This is a genomic window from Candidatus Pantoea bituminis, from assembly GCF_018842675.1.
Taxonomy (GTDB): Bacteria; Pseudomonadota; Gammaproteobacteria; order Enterobacterales; family Enterobacteriaceae; genus Pantoea; species Pantoea phytostimulans.
The window spans coordinates 234,807-249,949 of sequence record NZ_JAGTWO010000004.1 but is presented as its reverse complement, the minus strand read 5'-3'; the positions used below and the strand labels follow the sequence as shown (position 1 = coordinate 249,949).

Here is a 15,143-nt window from a genome sequence, read left to right as displayed (position 1 = left end):
ATTAACCCAGGCTGATCTGCACGTCAACACCGGCAGCCAGATCCAGACGCATCAGAGCATCAACGGTTTTTTCAGTTGGCTCAACGATGTCTACCAGACGCTTGTGAGTGCGAATTTCGTACTGATCACGCGCATCTTTGTTAACGTGCGGAGAGATCAGAACGGTAAAACGCTCTTTGCGGGTTGGCAGCGGGATCGGACCACGAACCTGCGCACCAGTGCGCTTGGCGGTCTCAACGATTTCCGCGGTTGATTGATCGATCAGACGATGATCAAACGCTTTAAGACGGATACGGATTCTTTGGTTCTGCATGAGACCAGAGCTCCAAACTTTTTATAGACGAAAAAATTACTACTCGAACCCATTACGATTGATGGGAGAGTGTAATCGTTCAGCATATAACTCCCCAATTGGGAGTATTGTCAGACGGCCCAAAATTCTGCCGTCTACGATTCTGCTCGAATCGCGCCTACCAATGTCGGCAGGCCCGCGCATTATACGTAAATCTGTTCAGGAAGCAACCCGCGTTCTTGTTATAACCCCCATTCTCACGAAAATATTATCCGCTCACTCCTCCCTTTGCATGGCTGGTAACATAAGAAGGGGTGATTTGATGGGTAGCTTAAGGTGAATTTCTCTATACCTGTTCTGATGCAGCTGCGTGCTGCAGCGAAAATATGCAGAGATTTTAATGAGGGATTTTTTGGCAGGCTAAAAAGATTAACCACTTAACAAGCCCGCGTTTTCGTATCTTCAATGATTCGCGGGCTTGGCGTAGTGTTGGTTTGAGTCAGATTCATTCGTCTTTTATTTGTGCCAGTAGGTAATTTTGAATACCCAATTTTTGTATCAGATCGAGTTCCGTCTCTAGCCAGTCAATGTGATGTTCTTCTTCAGCTAAAATTTCAATCATCATATCGCGGCTAACGTAATCATGGATTTTATCTGCGTAGGTAATGGCTTCACGCAAATCCTTCGCTCCCTCAAGTTCAAGAGCCAAATCTGAGTTCAACATCTCAGGAACATCTTCGCCAATTCGAAGTCTGCCTAGATCTTGTAAGTTGGGTATACCTTCAAGGAACAAAATTCGCTCAATGTACTTGTCCGCATGTTTCATCTCATCTATTGATTCATGATATTCAACATCATTGAGGCGTATCAGGCCCCAATTTTTAAACATACGCGCATGAAGAAAATACTGATTGATAGCAACCAATTCATTTCCCAGCAATTTATTGAGATGACTTATGATTTTGACGTCGCCCTTCATTTTGCTTCCTCCGCTTCCAGTTATCTTGAGCGTAGATGCGTATAAAAAGAAGTCAAAAAAACGCGACAAATATTGTGGGTATTTAGCAGGAATTTAAAACAGCAATTTAAATAGCTTCTTTATACAGCGGTACAAGCTGCATCTCTTCGTCCATTATTTCACGTGTGGCACGAATACACTTCCCGCATTGCTTCCCCACGGGAACAATTTGGCGCAGTTGCTGGATAGATTTTGGCTGGTAGCGGCGAACCGCTTCACGGATAGTTTTATCGCTGATGGCATTGCACAGGCAGACGTACATTTACTCTTCACTCTGGTACATTTTCTATACGTAGTGTAAATGCGAATAGTTTTTATTTCAAACCCAGGCTTTGTGGGGTAATTAGAAAAAGAGCAAAAAAAGAGCACCGAAGTGCTCTTTCTGCATAGTGGCTGCAATACACAGCCACTTAAGCAATCACAATTAAGCGATAACTTTAGCAACAACGCCCGCACCAACGGTACGGCCGCCTTCACGGATTGCGAAGCGCAGACCGTCGTCCATTGCGATTGGGTGAATCAGGGTAACAACCATTTTGATGTTGTCGCCCGGCATTACCATCTCAACGCCTTCTGGCAGCTCTACTGAGCCAGTCACGTCAGTTGTACGGAAGTAGAACTGTGGACGGTAGCCTTTGAAGAACGGAGTATGACGGCCGCCTTCGTCTTTCGACAGAATATAAACTTCTGATTCGAACTGGGTGTGTGGCTTGATTGAGCCTGGCTTAGCCAGAACCTGTCCACGCTGGATGTCTTCACGCTTGATACCGCGCAGCAGAACACCACAGTTTTCGCCAGCCTGACCCTGATCCAGCAGTTTGCGGAACATTTCAACGCCGGTACAGGTTGATTTCACGGTATCTTTGATACCAACGATTTCAACTTCGTCGCCGACTTTAACGATGCCGCGCTCAACACGACCGGTAACAACAGTACCACGGCCAGAGATTGAGAATACGTCTTCGATTGGCAGCAGGAACGGCTTGTCAATTGCACGCTCTGGCTCTGGGATGTAGGTATCCAGGAATCCAGCCAGTTCGATGATTTTCTCTTCCCACTCAGCTTCGCCTTGCAGCGCTTTCAGAGCAGAACCACGAACGATTGGAGTATCGTCGCCTGGGAAATCATACTGAGTCAGCAGATCACGGACTTCCATCTCAACCAGTTCCAGCAGCTCTTCATCATCAACCATGTCGCACTTGTTCAGGAACACGATGATGTAAGGAACGCCAACCTGACGACCCAGCAGGATGTGCTCACGGGTCTGAGGCATTGGGCCGTCAGTCGCAGCAACAACCAGGATCGCGCCGTCCATCTGCGCAGCACCGGTGATCATGTTTTTCACATAGTCGGCGTGGCCTGGGCAGTCAACGTGTGCGTAGTGACGAGTCGGGGTTTCATACTCAACGTGAGAAGTGTTGATGGTGATCCCGCGCGCTTTCTCTTCTGGCGCGTTATCGATCTGATCAAACGCGCGAGCCTGGCCGCCGTAAGTTTTAGACAGAACGGTAGTGATTGCTGCAGTCAGAGTGGTTTTACCGTGGTCGACGTGACCGATGGTGCCCACGTTTACGTGCAGTTTGTTACGCTGAAATTGCTCTTTCGCCATGGCGATAATTCCTTACGTTATGCCTTCATCATTTGGATGAAGGCATCAGTTCAAATTTAAACCGTAGCCTTATTTGCTACGAGCTTCAATAACGGCCTGCGCTACGTTGTTCGGCGCATCGTCATACTTCAAGAACTCCATGGAGTAAGAAGCACGACCTTTGGTCAGAGAACGCAGCTGAGTTGCGTATCCGAACATCTCAGACAACGGAACTTCAGCGTGAATCTGAACGCCAGTAGCGTTAGATTCCTGCCCTTTGAGCATACCACGACGACGGCTAAGGTCACCGATGACATCACCCGTGTTCTCTTCTGGCGTTTCAACTTCAACCTTCATGATAGGTTCAAGCAGAACAGGTGTCGCTTGTTTAAAGCCTTGTTTGAAGGCAATAGACGCGGCCAGTTTAAACGCCAGCTCTGAGGAGTCGACATCGTGGTAAGAACCGAAGTGCAGACGCACGCCCAGATCCACAACCGGGTAACCAGCCAGAGGGCCTGATTTCAGCTGCTCCTGGATACCTTTGTCAACCGCAGGGATGTATTCACCAGGAATCACACCACCTTTGATGTCGTTGACAAATTCGTAGCCTTTCGGGTTCGAACCTGGCTCCAGTGGGTACATGTCGATAACAACATGACCATACTGACCACGACCACCAGACTGCTTGGCGTGTTTACCTTCAACATCGGTAACTTTGTTGCGAATCGCTTCACGGTAAGCAACCTGTGGTTTACCCACGTTTGCTTCAACGTTGAACTCACGCTTCATACGGTCAACGATGATGTCGAGGTGCAATTCACCCATACCGGCGATGATGGTCTGGTTAGATTCTTCATCAGTCCATACGCGGAATGATGGGTCTTCTTTTGCCAGACGGCCCAGAGCCAGACCCATTTTTTCCTGGTCAGCTTTGGTTTTTGGCTCAACGGCGATAGAGATTACCGGCTCCGGGAACTCCATGCGCTCAAGGATGATGACGTTATCTGGGTCACACAGGGTGTCACCAGTGGTCACATCTTTCAGGCCGATCGCAGCTGCGATATCACCCGCACGAACTTCTTTAATCTCTTCACGCTTGTTAGCGTGCATCTGAACGATACGGCCCAGACGCTCACGGTTTGACTTAACCGGGTTGAACACGGTGTCACCCGTGTTAACAACACCAGAGTAAACGCGGAAGAAGGTTAAGTTACCCACGAACGGGTCGGTAGCGATTTTGAACGCCAGTGCAGCAAACGGCTCGTTGTCATCAGAGTGACGAACAGCCGGCGTGTCTTTACCGTCGTCCAGCATACCGTTGATCGCGGTAACGTCAGTCGGTGCTGGCAGATATTCAACAACTGCATCCAGCATCGCCTGAACACCTTTGTTCTTAAATGCAGAACCACAGGTTACCAGGATAATTTCGTTGTTCAGAACACGCTTACGCAGAGATGTTTTGATCTCTTCTTCAGTCAGTTCTTCACCACCGAAGAATTTCTCCATCAGCTCATCAGAGCCTTCAGCAGCGGCTTCAACCAGCTTCGCATGCCATTCTTCAGCCAGTTCCTGCATATCAGCTGGAATATCTTCGTAGTCGAAGGTTACACCCTGGTCTGCGTCGTTCCAGTTGATTGCTTTCATTTTCACCAGGTCAACAACACCGGTGAATTTCTCTTCTGCGCCGATAGCCAGCTGCAGAGGAACTGGAGTTGCGCCCAGACGAACTTCCATCTGCTTAACAACTTTCAGGAAGTTAGCACCCATGCGGTCCATTTTGTTAACGAACGCAATGCGTGGAACTTTATATTTGTTAGCCTGACGCCATACGGTCTCAGACTGTGGCTGAACGCCACCAACTGCACAGTAAACCATTACCGCGCCATCAAGCACACGCATAGAACGTTCAACTTCGATGGTGAAGTCAACGTGTCCTGGGGTGTCGATGATGTTGATGTGGTGTGGTTCAAACTGCTTGGCCATACCAGACCAGTAACAGGTGGTCGCAGCGGAAGTGATGGTAATACCACGTTCCTGTTCCTGCTCCATCCAGTCCATGGTTGCTGCGCCGTCATGTACTTCACCGATTTTGTGGTTTACACCGGTGTAGAACAGAACGCGTTCGGTAGTGGTAGTCTTACCGGCGTCGATGTGCGCACTGATACCGATATTACGGTAGCGAGCAATGGGTGTTTTACGAGCCATTTGATTCCTCTGATTCTCGGACGTTCAAAGTAAGTTGAACCCAGCGGGTTAGCTTTTTGAGCGCCCGCTGGTTTAACAACAACTACGTGGCTATTACCAGCGGTAGTGAGCGAACGCCTTGTTGGCTTCTGCCATGCGGTGAACGTCTTCACGTTTCTTAACTGCAGTACCTTTGTTCTCTGCAGCATCAGAAAGTTCGTTCGCCAGGCGGAGAGCCATAGATTTATCACCGCGTTTACGAGCAGCATCTACGATCCAACGCATTGCCAGAGCATTACGACGAACCGGACGGACTTCTACTGGTACTTGGTAAGTAGAACCACCAACGCGACGTGACTTAACTTCGACAGTCGGACGCACGTTTTCGAGGGCTACTTCAAAAGCTTCCAGGAGTTTTTACCAGAACGTTGAGCCAGGGTCTCAAGAGCGGTATAAACGATTGTTTCTGCAGTAGATTTTTTACCATCTACCATCAGGATATTTACAAATTTGGCCAGCAGCTCTGATCCGAACTTAGGATCTGGCAGAATTTTACGCTGACCAATGACGCGACGACGTGGCATGGAAATACTCCGTTGTTAATTCAGGATTGTCCAAAACTCTATGAGTTTATTTTGACATTTAATTTAAAACGTTTGGCCTTACTTAACGGAGAACCATTAAGCCTTTGGCTTCTTCACGCCGTACTTGGAGCGAGCCTGCTTACGGTCTTTAACACCTGAGCAGTCAAGCGCGCCACGAACGGTGTGGTAACGCACACCTGGCAGGTCTTTTACACGACCGCCACGGATCAGGATCACGGAGTGTTCCTGCAGGTTATGACCTTCACCACCAATGTAGGAGGTAACTTCAAAACCGTTGGTCAAACGCACACGGCAGACTTTACGCAGTGCGGAGTTTGGTTTCTTAGGAGTGGTGGTGTACACACGAGTACAAACGCCACGTTTTTGCGGGCAAGCTTCCAGCGCCGGCACGTTGCTCTTTGCAACTTTGCGGACGCGTGGTTTGCGAACCAGCTGGTTAACTGTTGCCATTAAATAGCTCCTGGATTTGCTTTTGCTTCGTAAACACGTAATAAATCGCCTCGTAGAATTACGAGGAGGCAGAATTTTAGGGCTGAGTCAAAGGGGTGTCAAGAAATAACCAGGTTTTACCTCATTACCAGGTCATTTGTTGTGAATGCTTTTCTGTCAGCGCGACGAAACCATTATAGTTCACTGGCTGTATTTTGGTTGAAGTTTGTTCAGCCAGGCCGCGCGCCATCAGGTCTTCTTCCAATACCCACAAGGTTGCTGGTGTGCTTAACAGCCGAGCCAGCGTCCGACTTCCATTCAATGCAGCGAAAACACCATCCTGCATGAGCAAGACATCATCTTCAGCGTTAAGGAGCAAAAGTAAGGTATCAAGATCGCTATAAGCAGGAGAATGCATCAAGGTGTGCAGCATGAGTCTCTCTTAAAAAGTCAGAATGCGATCATACTGTGCCAGCTTTTGACGCAGCGCAGCAGCGGCAACGAGTTCTACATCCAATATGCGCGATTGCTCAGCAGCCAGTCCCCGCGTCTTAAGGGAATCCAGGCAAAGATAGCAGTGTTCAATATCATAGAGTGCTAGCACGCCGAACGTTGCAGCATAGTGACGACTAAGAATCGCATCAGGTTGCTGGTTCATCATTAATTGCAGCACGCCATCACCTATAAAAAACAGGCCGACCTGATCGCTGAGCGCAGCGGTGGCCAATGCCGCATCTAAACCTTCTCGCCCTGCACTGCTACCATGTGGGCCGCGAGTAAAAACAAAAGCCACGCGATTCATTAAAGAAGCACCTTGTTAAAATTGCACCAGACGGTCGCAGCTCAATGCAGCTTCTGCTAGCGCACCCAAACCACTTAACTCAAAACCGGGCTGCAGATTATTTCCTGAAAGCTGTAAACGCTCCGCCTCTTGCGCATCGGCTACACCGCGTCGTAATGCCGCCGCCACACAAATGTTCAATGCCACGCCCTCTTCATTACTTAGCTTCTGCCAGGCCCGTACCAGATCATATTCATCATTTGCCGGTGCAGTGAGCTGGTTAGCGTTCAACACACCTTCCCGATAAAAGAAGACGCTTTCCAGGTGATGCCCTGCCGCTAATAACGCCCGGGCAAACAGCAGCGCACTGCTGGCTTGCTGCGTACCATAGGCAGGACCTGTCACCAACAAGGTGTAGCGCATCAACGATCCTGTCCCTGAAAATCGCCATTCTTGAACTGGCGAATATAAAGGTAAACCGTGTGCTTTGAGATATTAAGGCGATCGGCGACCTGGTTGATGGCATCTTTAATGTCAAAAATACCTTTCTCGTACAGATTCAACACTATCTGGCGATTCTTAGCATTGTTTGAAACGTTACGATCGGCGCTCACTTCTTCAATAGTGAACTCCAGCGTTTGCATTACCAAATCGTCCACTGAGCTGGCAAAATTAACATTCGAATCAACCTGCTGCATTTCGGGTGGCATAAACGTCGACATGATTTGCGAGAACGGCACATCCAGATTCATGTTGATACACAGCAAACCAATGACACGTTGCTGGCGATTACGAATGGCAATAGTCACCGATTTCATTAGCACGCCACTCTTGGCGCGTGTGAAATAGGCACGGGAAACGTTGCTGTCTGCGCCGTGCATATCGTGCAGCATGCGCAGCGCCAGATCGGTAATTGGCGATCCCACTTTACGTCCCGTGTGCTCACCATTTGCGATGCGCACGGCGGAACATTTCAGGTCTTCCAGAGAATGCAGGACAATTTCGCAATGCGAGCCAATTAACATCGCCAGACCATCAACAACGGCCTCGTACGACTTTAAGATATCGTAATCGCTTTGTTCGAACGGACGCTGCTCCAGAAGATCGAAGTCGCTTAGTTCGCCGGGATTGAATGGATTAGACATTGAAGACATCACCCTAAGTGGCTGGAGCCTGTCACAGCGCTGCAGGGCAGACTCAATATTGGGATAGTTATGCAGGCGCTAGTCTGGCAAATGTCGCCCGCTTATGCCAGAGGTTTGTGGTGATGCGGAAATGAAACCGCCGCCCGAAGGCGGCGGTGAACAGATTACTGCGATTTTTTCGCGTCAGCCGCAGGAGCCTGCGCTTTTTCATCTGCTTTAGGTGCAGGTTTGATGTCGAGCAGTTCTACATCAAATACCAGCGTGGAGTTTGCCGGAATACCCGGAACGCCGTTTTTACCGTAAGCCAACTGCGGTGGGATAACCAGTTTGATCTTGCCACCTTTTTTCACGTGCTTCAGACCTTCGGTCCAGCCTGGAATCACGCCGTCTAAACGGAATGACAGCGGCTCGCCACGTGTATACGAGTTGTCGAACTCAGTACCATCAGTCAATGTACCCTTGTAGTTCACAACCACCGTGTCGCTGTCTTTCGGTGCGTCACCGGTACCTTCTTTCTCGACTTTATACAGCAGACCACTTTCAGTCTTCTTCACACCGCTTTCTTTAGCAAATTTGGTCGCATAAGCGTCGCCTTTATCGGCATTTTCTTTCGCGTCTTTTTCCATCTTCGCTTGGGCTGCGCCTTTCACGCGGCCTTCGAATGCTTGCAGAGTCTGCTCAATTTCTTCATCGGACAGTTTGCTTTTGCCCCCAAACGCATCCTGAACACCAGAAATCAGCTGATCTTTATCCAGTTTGATGCCCAGTTTTTCCTGCTCCTTCAGGGAGTTGTCCATGTAGCGACCCAACGAGGCGCCCAGCGCGTAAGCGGATTGCTGATCTTCATTTTTGAAGGCCGCATTTTTTGGAGCCTGAGGTGCAGACGTCGCTGCTGCTGCTGGTGCAGCGGCAGTTTCTGCAGCCATTGCCAGCGGAGCATTCAGCGCGACGGCCATGGTGGTAGCTAACAATGTGACTTTTAACAGTGATTTCATCCTTTCTCCAAAACCGAAGCCTCTAACCTCGGGAATCATTGCAGACTTGAGGGCCCACACTATAACTGTACGTGGCAGTGGCGAACACTCCCACAACGTAATTACCCGGTTAACCTCCGACCTTTTTTGCGACAGGAAGTTTCATCAGAGATGATGCCGTAATGTGCTTTTTCAAGCGTAACGCCAGAGAATGGTAAAAAATCGGGTAATTCTGTGCCGTCAGGCCGTAGAATCACGCCCTTAGCCAATCACATCACCCATATTATGAGGAGGGGTCATGCAACAATCAGAGTGGGAACAACGTCTCGAAACGCTGGAAAGCAAACTGGCCTTTCAGGAAATGACCATTGATCAACTGAACACCACCGTGGTGCAACACGAATTGGAAATGGTAAAAATGCGCGAACAGATGCGCATATTACTGGATAAACTGAAAGCCAGCGCGCCATCAATGATTGCTTCGCAATCGGAAGAAACACCGCCACCTCATTATTAAGTCTGGCGCGGCCCGCGCAGTCACGAGACAAGCCCTTACGATACCAAAAGAAAGGCCACCCGAAGGTGGCCTTTTTATCACGCTTTACTTAGTGGCTGCAGCCACAACCGCCCGTACCGCAACCACCTTTACCGTGGTCATGGTCATGGTCGTGATCATGGTCGTGGTGATGACCATCAGCACCGTGAACGTGGCCATGAGCCAATTCTTCCGGCGTTGCTTCACGAATCGCTACCACTTCAACATTGAAGTTCAGGTTCTGACCCGCCAGCATGTGGTTACCGTCGACCACGACGTGATCGTCTTCCACTTCGGTGATTTCAACCGGAACGGGACCTTGATCGGTTTCTGCCAGGAAACGCATGCCAACTTGCAGTTCGTCAACGCCCATAAATACATCTTTTGGTACACGCTGAACCAGGTTGTCATCGTACTGACCATACGCATCGTTAGCGGGAATATGCACGTCAAACTTATCGCCTGCTACGTGATTTTCCAATGCGTTTTCCAGACCAGAAATCAGGGAACCATGACCGTGCAGATAGTCCAACGGTGCACTCACCGGTGACTCGTCAACCAACACGCCGTCTTCTGTACGTACCTGATAGGCCAGGCTTACCACCAGGTCTTTTGCTACTTTCATGATATCTCCTAACCGTTGAGAGCTGAGATCCCGTCTCATTGGTCTATTTTTGCGTGCAATAACACCAACCAGAAAGGTTCGGGGCTGGGTACGAGAGGGTTTTACTTTCTCTCGCGACCCCAGCGTTAATGGCGCCAATTGTAACGGAATTCAATCCCGCTGTAAGTTCAAGCTTAAAAAAGCTGCGCCATTCCGCTACTCAGGATGGAAAATTCCAATAACTTGTTCATTGCTGCGAACCTGATCGCGAGCCTGCTTATCAGCCTCACGCATCTGATGGCCGCATTTTACACACTCAACCACATCAACATTATTTTCACGCCACATCGCTAGCGTGTCTTTTTCCTGACAGTGCGGACAGACCGCACCAGCAATAAATCGTTTACGCATTGTGTCCTGCCTGTGTTGTCTTTTTACTCGTCATCATCCCAACCATCCAGCTGACGCTTCTCCTGTTGCATCTCGCGACGGAAGATATCCTCCAGTTCACGACGCGCCTCACGAACACGAGAAACCTGCGCGCTGTCCGCATGGTTAGGCATAAGCTCACGTAACATGCGCATATCCAAACGACGGAAATGCAGCTGCGCGCGCTGTGCCTGATGTGGATGCATGCCTAACGACATTAATGCCTTACGGCCCAGCTCCAGCGCACTGGAGAACGTCTCACGTGAGAATTGTGTCACGCCCGACAGTAGCAGTTCGTGAGCTTCAACACGTCCACGTGCGCGCGCCAAAATCTGCAACTGCGGAAAATGCTGTTGGCAAAGATGAACAATAGTCATAGTGTCTTCGGGTTCATTACAGGTAATCACAATGGATTGGGCGCTGGCTGCACCTGCTGCACGCAGCAACTCCAGCTCAGTTGCATCACCGTAATAAACCTTGTAACCATATTTACGCATCAGGCTGACCGCGCTGATGTCACGTTCCAAAACGGTAATCCGCTTGTTATTAGCCATCAACAAGCGTCCGATAACCTGACCAAAACGTCCAAAACCGACCACAATCACCTGCGGCTGGTCGTCTTCAACAAAATGCTTCTCTGCATTCTCATCCGTTTCGTTGAAACGGCGCGCCAGTAGCCGATCAATTCCTTTCATCAGCAGCGGCGTGGTCATCATTGATAAGGTTACTGTCACCAGCAGCAACGGCAGCTGATCGCCAGAGAACAATTTTGCCGATGAAGCGGCGGAAAAGAGCACGAAGGCGAATTCACCGCCTTGACTTAACACACCGGCAAACTGCTGACGCTCTGAACTGCGCAAGCCGAACATTCTGCCCAACACATACAGCACCAGCGTTTTAACCACTACCAGAATCAGCACGCCGAGTAAGATGGTAAAGATATGGGTATAAAGCACGCCAAGGTTTAACGCCATGCCCACGGAAATAAAGAACAAGCCCAGCAGCAAGCCCTTGAAGGGATCAATAGCCACTTCCAGCTCATGACGATATTCGCTTTCCGCCAGCAGAATCCCGGCGATGAATGTGCCAAGCGCCATAGACAAACCCAGCGCGTCCATAAACAGCGCTGATCCCAGCACCAACAGCAGCGACGCGGCAGTAAACACCTCACGCACGCCCGAAGCGGCGATGTAACGGAATATCGGGCGCAGCAAATAGCGGCCACCAATCAACATGCCCGCAAACGCCAGCACTTTCATGCCAAGTTTTAGCCAGTCGATGTGTCCGCTGTCGGTTCCGGCTAAAAGAGGAATCAATGCCAGCGCTGGAATAACCGCGATGTCCTGAAATAGCAGCACAGAAAAGCCCAGCTGCCCTGACTCGCTGCGGTTCATGCCTTTGTCACGCATCAACTGCAATGCCATTGCGGTGGAGGACATGGCTAAACCAATCCCACCGATCACTGCAGCTTGCCAGTCAAAATGACTCAACCAGAGCAGCGTGCCAAGAATCGCGGCTGAGAAGATAACCTGAGCGGCGCCTACGCCAAAGATTGATCGACGAAGTGACCAAAGCTTTGAAGGGTTCAGCTCCAGCCCAATGATAAACATCAGGAAAACAACGCCAAGTTCAGAGAAATGCAGAATTTCTTCGACGTCGCTAATAAATCCTAATCCCCACGGGCCGATAGCGATGCCCGCCACCAAATACCCCAAAACTGCACCAATACCGAGGCGAGCCGCCACGGGTACAATCAGCACCGCCGCAACCAGATAAATCACTCCTGCGGTCAGCAGCGTTTGTCCTCCCATTACAACCCTCCATTCGACAGCGGTGCTGCCAGCCAATCGCCATAGGCGCGGGCATAATTTTTCATCAACTCGGGATTCTGGCGGCGCGCCCAATAGATAATCATCGGTGGCATCCAGTGCATACTGCACATCTGCGCGGTCAGCTCAAACGGCAGCATGATGTCATTCATGCGATAGCGATTTAGGCCCTGGCTTTGAAAAGCGCCTTCAGGTTCACCGGTCGTCACCACGCTGCGCCAATATTTCCCTTCCAGCGCATTGCCATCGGTACCATTGGCAAACCCGCGCGACAGTACGCGATCCAGCCACTCTTTCAGCAGCGATGGACAGCTATAAGTATAAAGTGGGTGTTGAAAAACAATGACCTGATGTTCACGCAAGAGTTCTTGCTCTCGGTGAATATCAATAAAAAAGTCCGGATAGATCGCGTAGAGATCGCGAACCGTGACATGTTCCATTGCCTGAGCCGGTTGCAGCAAAATCCGATTAGCAACCGAATCCTGTGATTCCGGGTGGGCGTAAAGCAGCAAAATCTTCGGTGGCTGCGACATCGTTACCCTCCAAATCGTCGTCATTGGTGCGCTTTTCCGCTACCATGCACGACCAGCAAAATCTTATTATGTTGCCTGTAAATTAACATATTCTGACGATACGGCGCTTATGATTGTCTTTTCAGCCTTACAAATACGCCGCGGCATCCGCGTCTTGCTCGACAATGCCACCGCCACCATCAATCCTGGCCAGAAAGTCGGATTAGTGGGGAAAAACGGCTGTGGTAAATCCACACTGCTGTCGCTGCTAAAAGGTGAGATCACCAGCGATGCCGGCAGCATGACCTTTCCTGGTAACTGGGCATTGGCTTGGGTTAATCAGGAAACACCTGCCTTGAGCAAACCGGCTCTTGACTACGTTATTGATGGCGATCGCGAATTCCGCCAGCTTGAATCTGAATTAGCTGACGCGAATGCACGCAACGATGGCAACGCCATTGCGCTTTTGCACGGCAAACTGGATGCGGTTCAGGCGTGGAGCATACCGGCTCGCGCCTCAAGTCTGCTGCACGGTTTGGGCTTTAGTCAGGAACAATTGCAACGTCCGGTAAGCGATTTCTCCGGTGGCTGGCGTATGCGCCTCAACCTGGCACAAGCGCTGATTTGCCGCTCTGATTTGCTGCTGCTGGATGAACCTACAAACCACCTCGATCTTGACGCGGTGATTTGGCTGGAGCGCTGGCTTAAAAGCTATGAAGGCACGCTGATCCTGATTTCCCATGACCGTGATTTCCTCGATCCCGTTGTGGACAAGATCATCCATATTGAACAGCAATCGTTGTTTGAATATACCGGCAATTACACGTCGTTTGAGCGTCAGCGCGTCGCCAAACTGGCACAGCAGCAGTCGCTGTATGAAAGCCAGCAAGAAAAGGTGGCGCATTTACACAGCTACATTGATCGCTTCCGCGCCAAAGCATCTAAAGCTAAACAGGCGCAAAGCCGCATCAAAATGCTGGAACGCATGGAGATGATTGCGCCTGCGCACGTGGATAACCCGTTCACCTTCAGTTTCCGTCCACCGGAAAGCTTGCCGAATCCATTACTCAAAATGGAGAAAGTCACCGCCGGCTATGGTGATCGCATCATTCTTGACGCCATCAAACTGAACCTGGTGCCGGGTTCGCGCATCGGTTTACTGGGCCGTAATGGCGCGGGTAAATCAACGCTGATTAAGCTATTGGCAGGCGAACTGGATGCGCTTCAAGGTCAGATTGGTTTAGCAAAAGGCATCAAACTGGGCTACTTCGCTCAGCATCAGTTGGAATTTTTGCGCGCCGATGAATCACCATTGCAACATCTCGCCCGCATTGCGCCCAAGGTATTGGAACAGCAGTTGCGTGATTATTTAGGCGGCTTTGGTTTCCAGGGCGATAAAGTCAGTGAAATTACTGAACGCTTTTCTGGCGGTGAAAAAGCGCGTCTGGTGTTGGCACTGATTGTCTGGCAGCGCCCTAACCTGCTGTTGCTTGATGAACCGACCAACCACCTTGATTTAGACATGCGTCAAGCGCTGACTGAAGCATTGATCGACTTTGAAGGCGCGCTGGTGGTGGTGTCGCACGATCGTCACCTGCTCCGCGCCACCACCGACGATCTCTATTTAGTTCATGACGGTAAAGTTGATGTTTTTCCGGGCGATCTGGAAGATTACCAGCAATGGTTGAGTGATTTGCAGAAGCAGCAGGCGCAACAAGATAGCGCGCCCAAGCAGGATAACGTCAACAGCGCGCAGTCGCGTAAAGATCAAAAGCGCCGTGATGCCGAATTGCGTAGCCAAACTCAGCCGCTGCGTAAAGAGATCGAGAAGCTGGAAAAGCAGATGAGCAAATGGCAAAGCCAGTTGGCTGACGCTGAAGCGCAGCTTTCCGACAGCGCTATTTACGATCAAAGCCGCAAAGCCGATTTAACCGCCGCGCTGCAGCAGCAGGCAGAGAGTAAATCGGCGCTGGAAGAGGTCGAAATGGCGTGGCTTGAAGCGCAAGAAAAGTTAGAGCAGATGATGGCATCAATTTAAGACGCTTTTTAGTGCGAGGTCGTTTGTCCCCCACCTCAGTCCTCCCCCATACATGGGGGAGGAAGATGCTGCAACATGCGAATTCGGTGTCAGCATGCGGCAGCGTCGCCTTCCCCGCTTAGCGGGGAAGGCCGGGATGGGGGACAACCAGCACTGTCTGAGGCACAAACTACGAATCCA

General features: G+C 50.2%; 17 protein-coding genes and 1 pseudogene. 2 read left to right on the top strand and 16 right to left on the bottom strand.

All coding sequences use genetic code 11. The features are described from left to right. Position 1: 1 nt before the first annotated feature. From rpsJ to fkpA, 12 genes and pseudogenes are all read right to left on the bottom strand, one after another. On the bottom strand, positions 2 to 313 hold the full coding sequence (gene rpsJ / locus KQP84_RS04800; protein WP_001181005.1) for a 30S ribosomal protein S10: 312 nt from the start codon (positions 311 to 313) through the stop codon (positions 2 to 4). 484 nt (positions 314 to 797) lie between these two features. Continuing rightward, positions 798 to 1,271: a bacterioferritin gene (gene bfr, locus KQP84_RS04795; RefSeq protein ID WP_215845420.1), complete on the bottom strand. Its 474-nt coding sequence runs from the start codon at positions 1,269 to 1,271 to the stop codon at positions 798 to 800. Between the two features lie 106 nt (positions 1,272 to 1,377). Then, positions 1,378 to 1,572, bottom strand: coding sequence for a bacterioferritin-associated ferredoxin (gene bfd / locus KQP84_RS04790; RefSeq protein ID WP_215845419.1), 195 nt, complete (start codon positions 1,570 to 1,572; stop codon positions 1,378 to 1,380). A gap of 162 nt (positions 1,573 to 1,734) precedes the next feature. After that, positions 1,735 to 2,919 (bottom strand): elongation factor Tu, encoded by a 1,185-nt coding sequence (gene tuf / locus KQP84_RS04785; protein ID WP_215845418.1) that lies wholly within the window; start codon positions 2,917 to 2,919, stop codon positions 1,735 to 1,737. A gap of 69 nt (positions 2,920 to 2,988) precedes the next feature. Further along, positions 2,989 to 5,103 (bottom strand): elongation factor G, encoded by a 2,115-nt coding sequence (gene fusA / locus KQP84_RS04780; RefSeq protein ID WP_003852908.1) that lies wholly within the window; start codon positions 5,101 to 5,103, stop codon positions 2,989 to 2,991. Between the two features lie 93 nt (positions 5,104 to 5,196). Beyond that, a pseudogene (rpsG, locus tag KQP84_RS04775) lies at positions 5,197 to 5,666 on the bottom strand (30S ribosomal protein S7). A gap of 96 nt (positions 5,667 to 5,762) precedes the next feature. Beyond that, the gene (gene rpsL / locus KQP84_RS04770) at positions 5,763 to 6,137 is read right to left on the bottom strand and encodes a 30S ribosomal protein S12 (protein ID WP_003852912.1); all 375 of its coding nucleotides are present in this window, start codon (positions 6,135 to 6,137) and stop codon (positions 5,763 to 5,765) included. A 124-nt stretch (positions 6,138 to 6,261) separates the two neighbouring features. Further along, positions 6,262 to 6,549 carry a sulfurtransferase complex subunit TusB gene (gene tusB, locus KQP84_RS04765; RefSeq protein ID WP_215845417.1) on the bottom strand — a complete coding sequence of 96 codons (288 nt, stop codon included), beginning with the start codon at positions 6,547 to 6,549 and terminating at the stop codon, positions 6,262 to 6,264. A gap of 9 nt (positions 6,550 to 6,558) precedes the next feature. Continuing rightward, entirely contained in the window at positions 6,559 to 6,918 is a 360-nt protein-coding gene (gene tusC / locus KQP84_RS04760) for a sulfurtransferase complex subunit TusC (RefSeq protein ID WP_215845416.1), read from the bottom strand. 15 nt (positions 6,919 to 6,933) lie between these two features. Next, entirely contained in the window at positions 6,934 to 7,320 is a 387-nt protein-coding gene (tusD, locus tag KQP84_RS04755; RefSeq protein ID WP_215845415.1) for a sulfurtransferase complex subunit TusD, read from the bottom strand. Next, the gene (locus KQP84_RS04750) at positions 7,320 to 8,042 is read right to left on the bottom strand and encodes a helix-turn-helix transcriptional regulator (RefSeq protein WP_193405631.1); all 723 of its coding nucleotides are present in this window, start codon (positions 8,040 to 8,042) and stop codon (positions 7,320 to 7,322) included. The genes tusD and KQP84_RS04750 overlap by 1 nt, the downstream gene beginning before the upstream one ends. A 164-nt stretch (positions 8,043 to 8,206) precedes the next feature. Continuing rightward, positions 8,207 to 9,037 carry an FKBP-type peptidyl-prolyl cis-trans isomerase gene (gene fkpA, locus KQP84_RS04745; RefSeq protein ID WP_215845414.1) on the bottom strand — a complete coding sequence of 277 codons (831 nt, stop codon included), beginning with the start codon at positions 9,035 to 9,037 and terminating at the stop codon, positions 8,207 to 8,209. A 277-nt stretch (positions 9,038 to 9,314) separates the two neighbouring features. Between fkpA and KQP84_RS04740 the strand changes: the two genes are divergently transcribed. Beyond that, a complete protein-coding gene (locus KQP84_RS04740) occupies positions 9,315 to 9,533 on the top strand; it encodes a SlyX family protein (protein WP_215845413.1) in 219 nt (72 codons plus the stop codon). 88 nt (positions 9,534 to 9,621) lie between these two features. Here KQP84_RS04740 and slyD read toward each other — a convergent pair whose 3' ends face one another. The 4 genes from slyD to kefG form a co-directional block, all read right to left on the bottom strand. After that, complete coding sequence (gene slyD / locus KQP84_RS04735) at positions 9,622 to 10,176, bottom strand: peptidylprolyl isomerase (RefSeq protein WP_054632984.1); 555 nt, start codon at positions 10,174 to 10,176, stop codon at positions 9,622 to 9,624. 195 nt (positions 10,177 to 10,371) lie between these two features. Next, positions 10,372 to 10,566 (bottom strand): YheV family putative zinc ribbon protein, encoded by a 195-nt coding sequence (locus tag KQP84_RS04730; RefSeq protein ID WP_006120567.1) that lies wholly within the window; start codon positions 10,564 to 10,566, stop codon positions 10,372 to 10,374. 23 nt (positions 10,567 to 10,589) lie between these two features. After that, entirely contained in the window at positions 10,590 to 12,395 is a 1,806-nt protein-coding gene (gene kefB, locus KQP84_RS04725) for a glutathione-regulated potassium-efflux system protein KefB (protein WP_215845412.1), read from the bottom strand. Continuing rightward, positions 12,395 to 12,946, bottom strand: coding sequence for a glutathione-regulated potassium-efflux system ancillary protein KefG (gene kefG, locus KQP84_RS04720; RefSeq protein ID WP_215848210.1), 552 nt, complete (start codon positions 12,944 to 12,946; stop codon positions 12,395 to 12,397). The genes kefB and kefG overlap by 1 nt, the downstream gene beginning before the upstream one ends. A gap of 109 nt (positions 12,947 to 13,055) precedes the next feature. Here kefG and KQP84_RS04715 point away from each other — a divergent pair, with 109 nt between their 5' ends. Continuing rightward, positions 13,056 to 14,963, top strand: coding sequence for an ABC transporter ATP-binding protein (locus tag KQP84_RS04715; protein ID WP_215845411.1), 1,908 nt, complete (start codon positions 13,056 to 13,058; stop codon positions 14,961 to 14,963). The last annotated feature ends 180 nt before the right edge of the window (positions 14,964 to 15,143 follow it).

Excerpts from the sequence above, each read along its gene's own strand:
- rpsJ (WP_001181005.1), bottom strand. The coding sequence starts at position 313 with ATGCAGAACCAAAGAATCCGTATCCGTCTTAAAGCGTTTGATCATCGT.
- bfr (WP_215845420.1), bottom strand. The coding sequence starts at position 1,271 with ATGAAGGGCGACGTCAAAATCATAAGTCATCTCAATAAATTGCTGGGA.
- bfd (WP_215845419.1), bottom strand. The coding sequence starts at position 1,572 with ATGTACGTCTGCCTGTGCAATGCCATCAGCGATAAAACTATCCGTGAA.
- tuf (WP_215845418.1), bottom strand. The coding sequence starts at position 2,919 with ATGGCGAAAGAGCAATTTCAGCGTAACAAACTGCACGTAAACGTGGGC.
- fusA (WP_003852908.1), bottom strand. The coding sequence starts at position 5,103 with ATGGCTCGTAAAACACCCATTGCTCGCTACCGTAATATCGGTATCAGT.
- rpsL (WP_003852912.1), bottom strand. The coding sequence starts at position 6,137 with ATGGCAACAGTTAACCAGCTGGTTCGCAAACCACGCGTCCGCAAAGTT.
- tusB (WP_215845417.1), bottom strand. The coding sequence starts at position 6,549 with ATGCTGCACACCTTGATGCATTCTCCTGCTTATAGCGATCTTGATACC.
- tusC (WP_215845416.1), bottom strand. The coding sequence starts at position 6,918 with ATGAATCGCGTGGCTTTTGTTTTTACTCGCGGCCCACATGGTAGCAGT.
- tusD (WP_215845415.1), bottom strand. The coding sequence starts at position 7,320 with ATGCGCTACACCTTGTTGGTGACAGGTCCTGCCTATGGTACGCAGCAA.
- KQP84_RS04750 (WP_193405631.1), bottom strand. The coding sequence starts at position 8,042 with ATGTCTAATCCATTCAATCCCGGCGAACTAAGCGACTTCGATCTTCTG.
- fkpA (WP_215845414.1), bottom strand. The coding sequence starts at position 9,037 with ATGAAATCACTGTTAAAAGTCACATTGTTAGCTACCACCATGGCCGTC.
- KQP84_RS04740 (WP_215845413.1), top strand. The coding sequence starts at position 9,315 with ATGCAACAATCAGAGTGGGAACAACGTCTCGAAACGCTGGAAAGCAAA.
- slyD (WP_054632984.1), bottom strand. The coding sequence starts at position 10,176 with ATGAAAGTAGCAAAAGACCTGGTGGTAAGCCTGGCCTATCAGGTACGT.
- KQP84_RS04730 (WP_006120567.1), bottom strand. The coding sequence starts at position 10,566 with ATGCGTAAACGATTTATTGCTGGTGCGGTCTGTCCGCACTGTCAGGAA.
- kefB (WP_215845412.1), bottom strand. The coding sequence starts at position 12,395 with ATGGGAGGACAAACGCTGCTGACCGCAGGAGTGATTTATCTGGTTGCG.
- kefG (WP_215848210.1), bottom strand. The coding sequence starts at position 12,946 with ATGTCGCAGCCACCGAAGATTTTGCTGCTTTACGCCCACCCGGAATCA.
- KQP84_RS04715 (WP_215845411.1), top strand. The coding sequence starts at position 13,056 with ATGATTGTCTTTTCAGCCTTACAAATACGCCGCGGCATCCGCGTCTTG.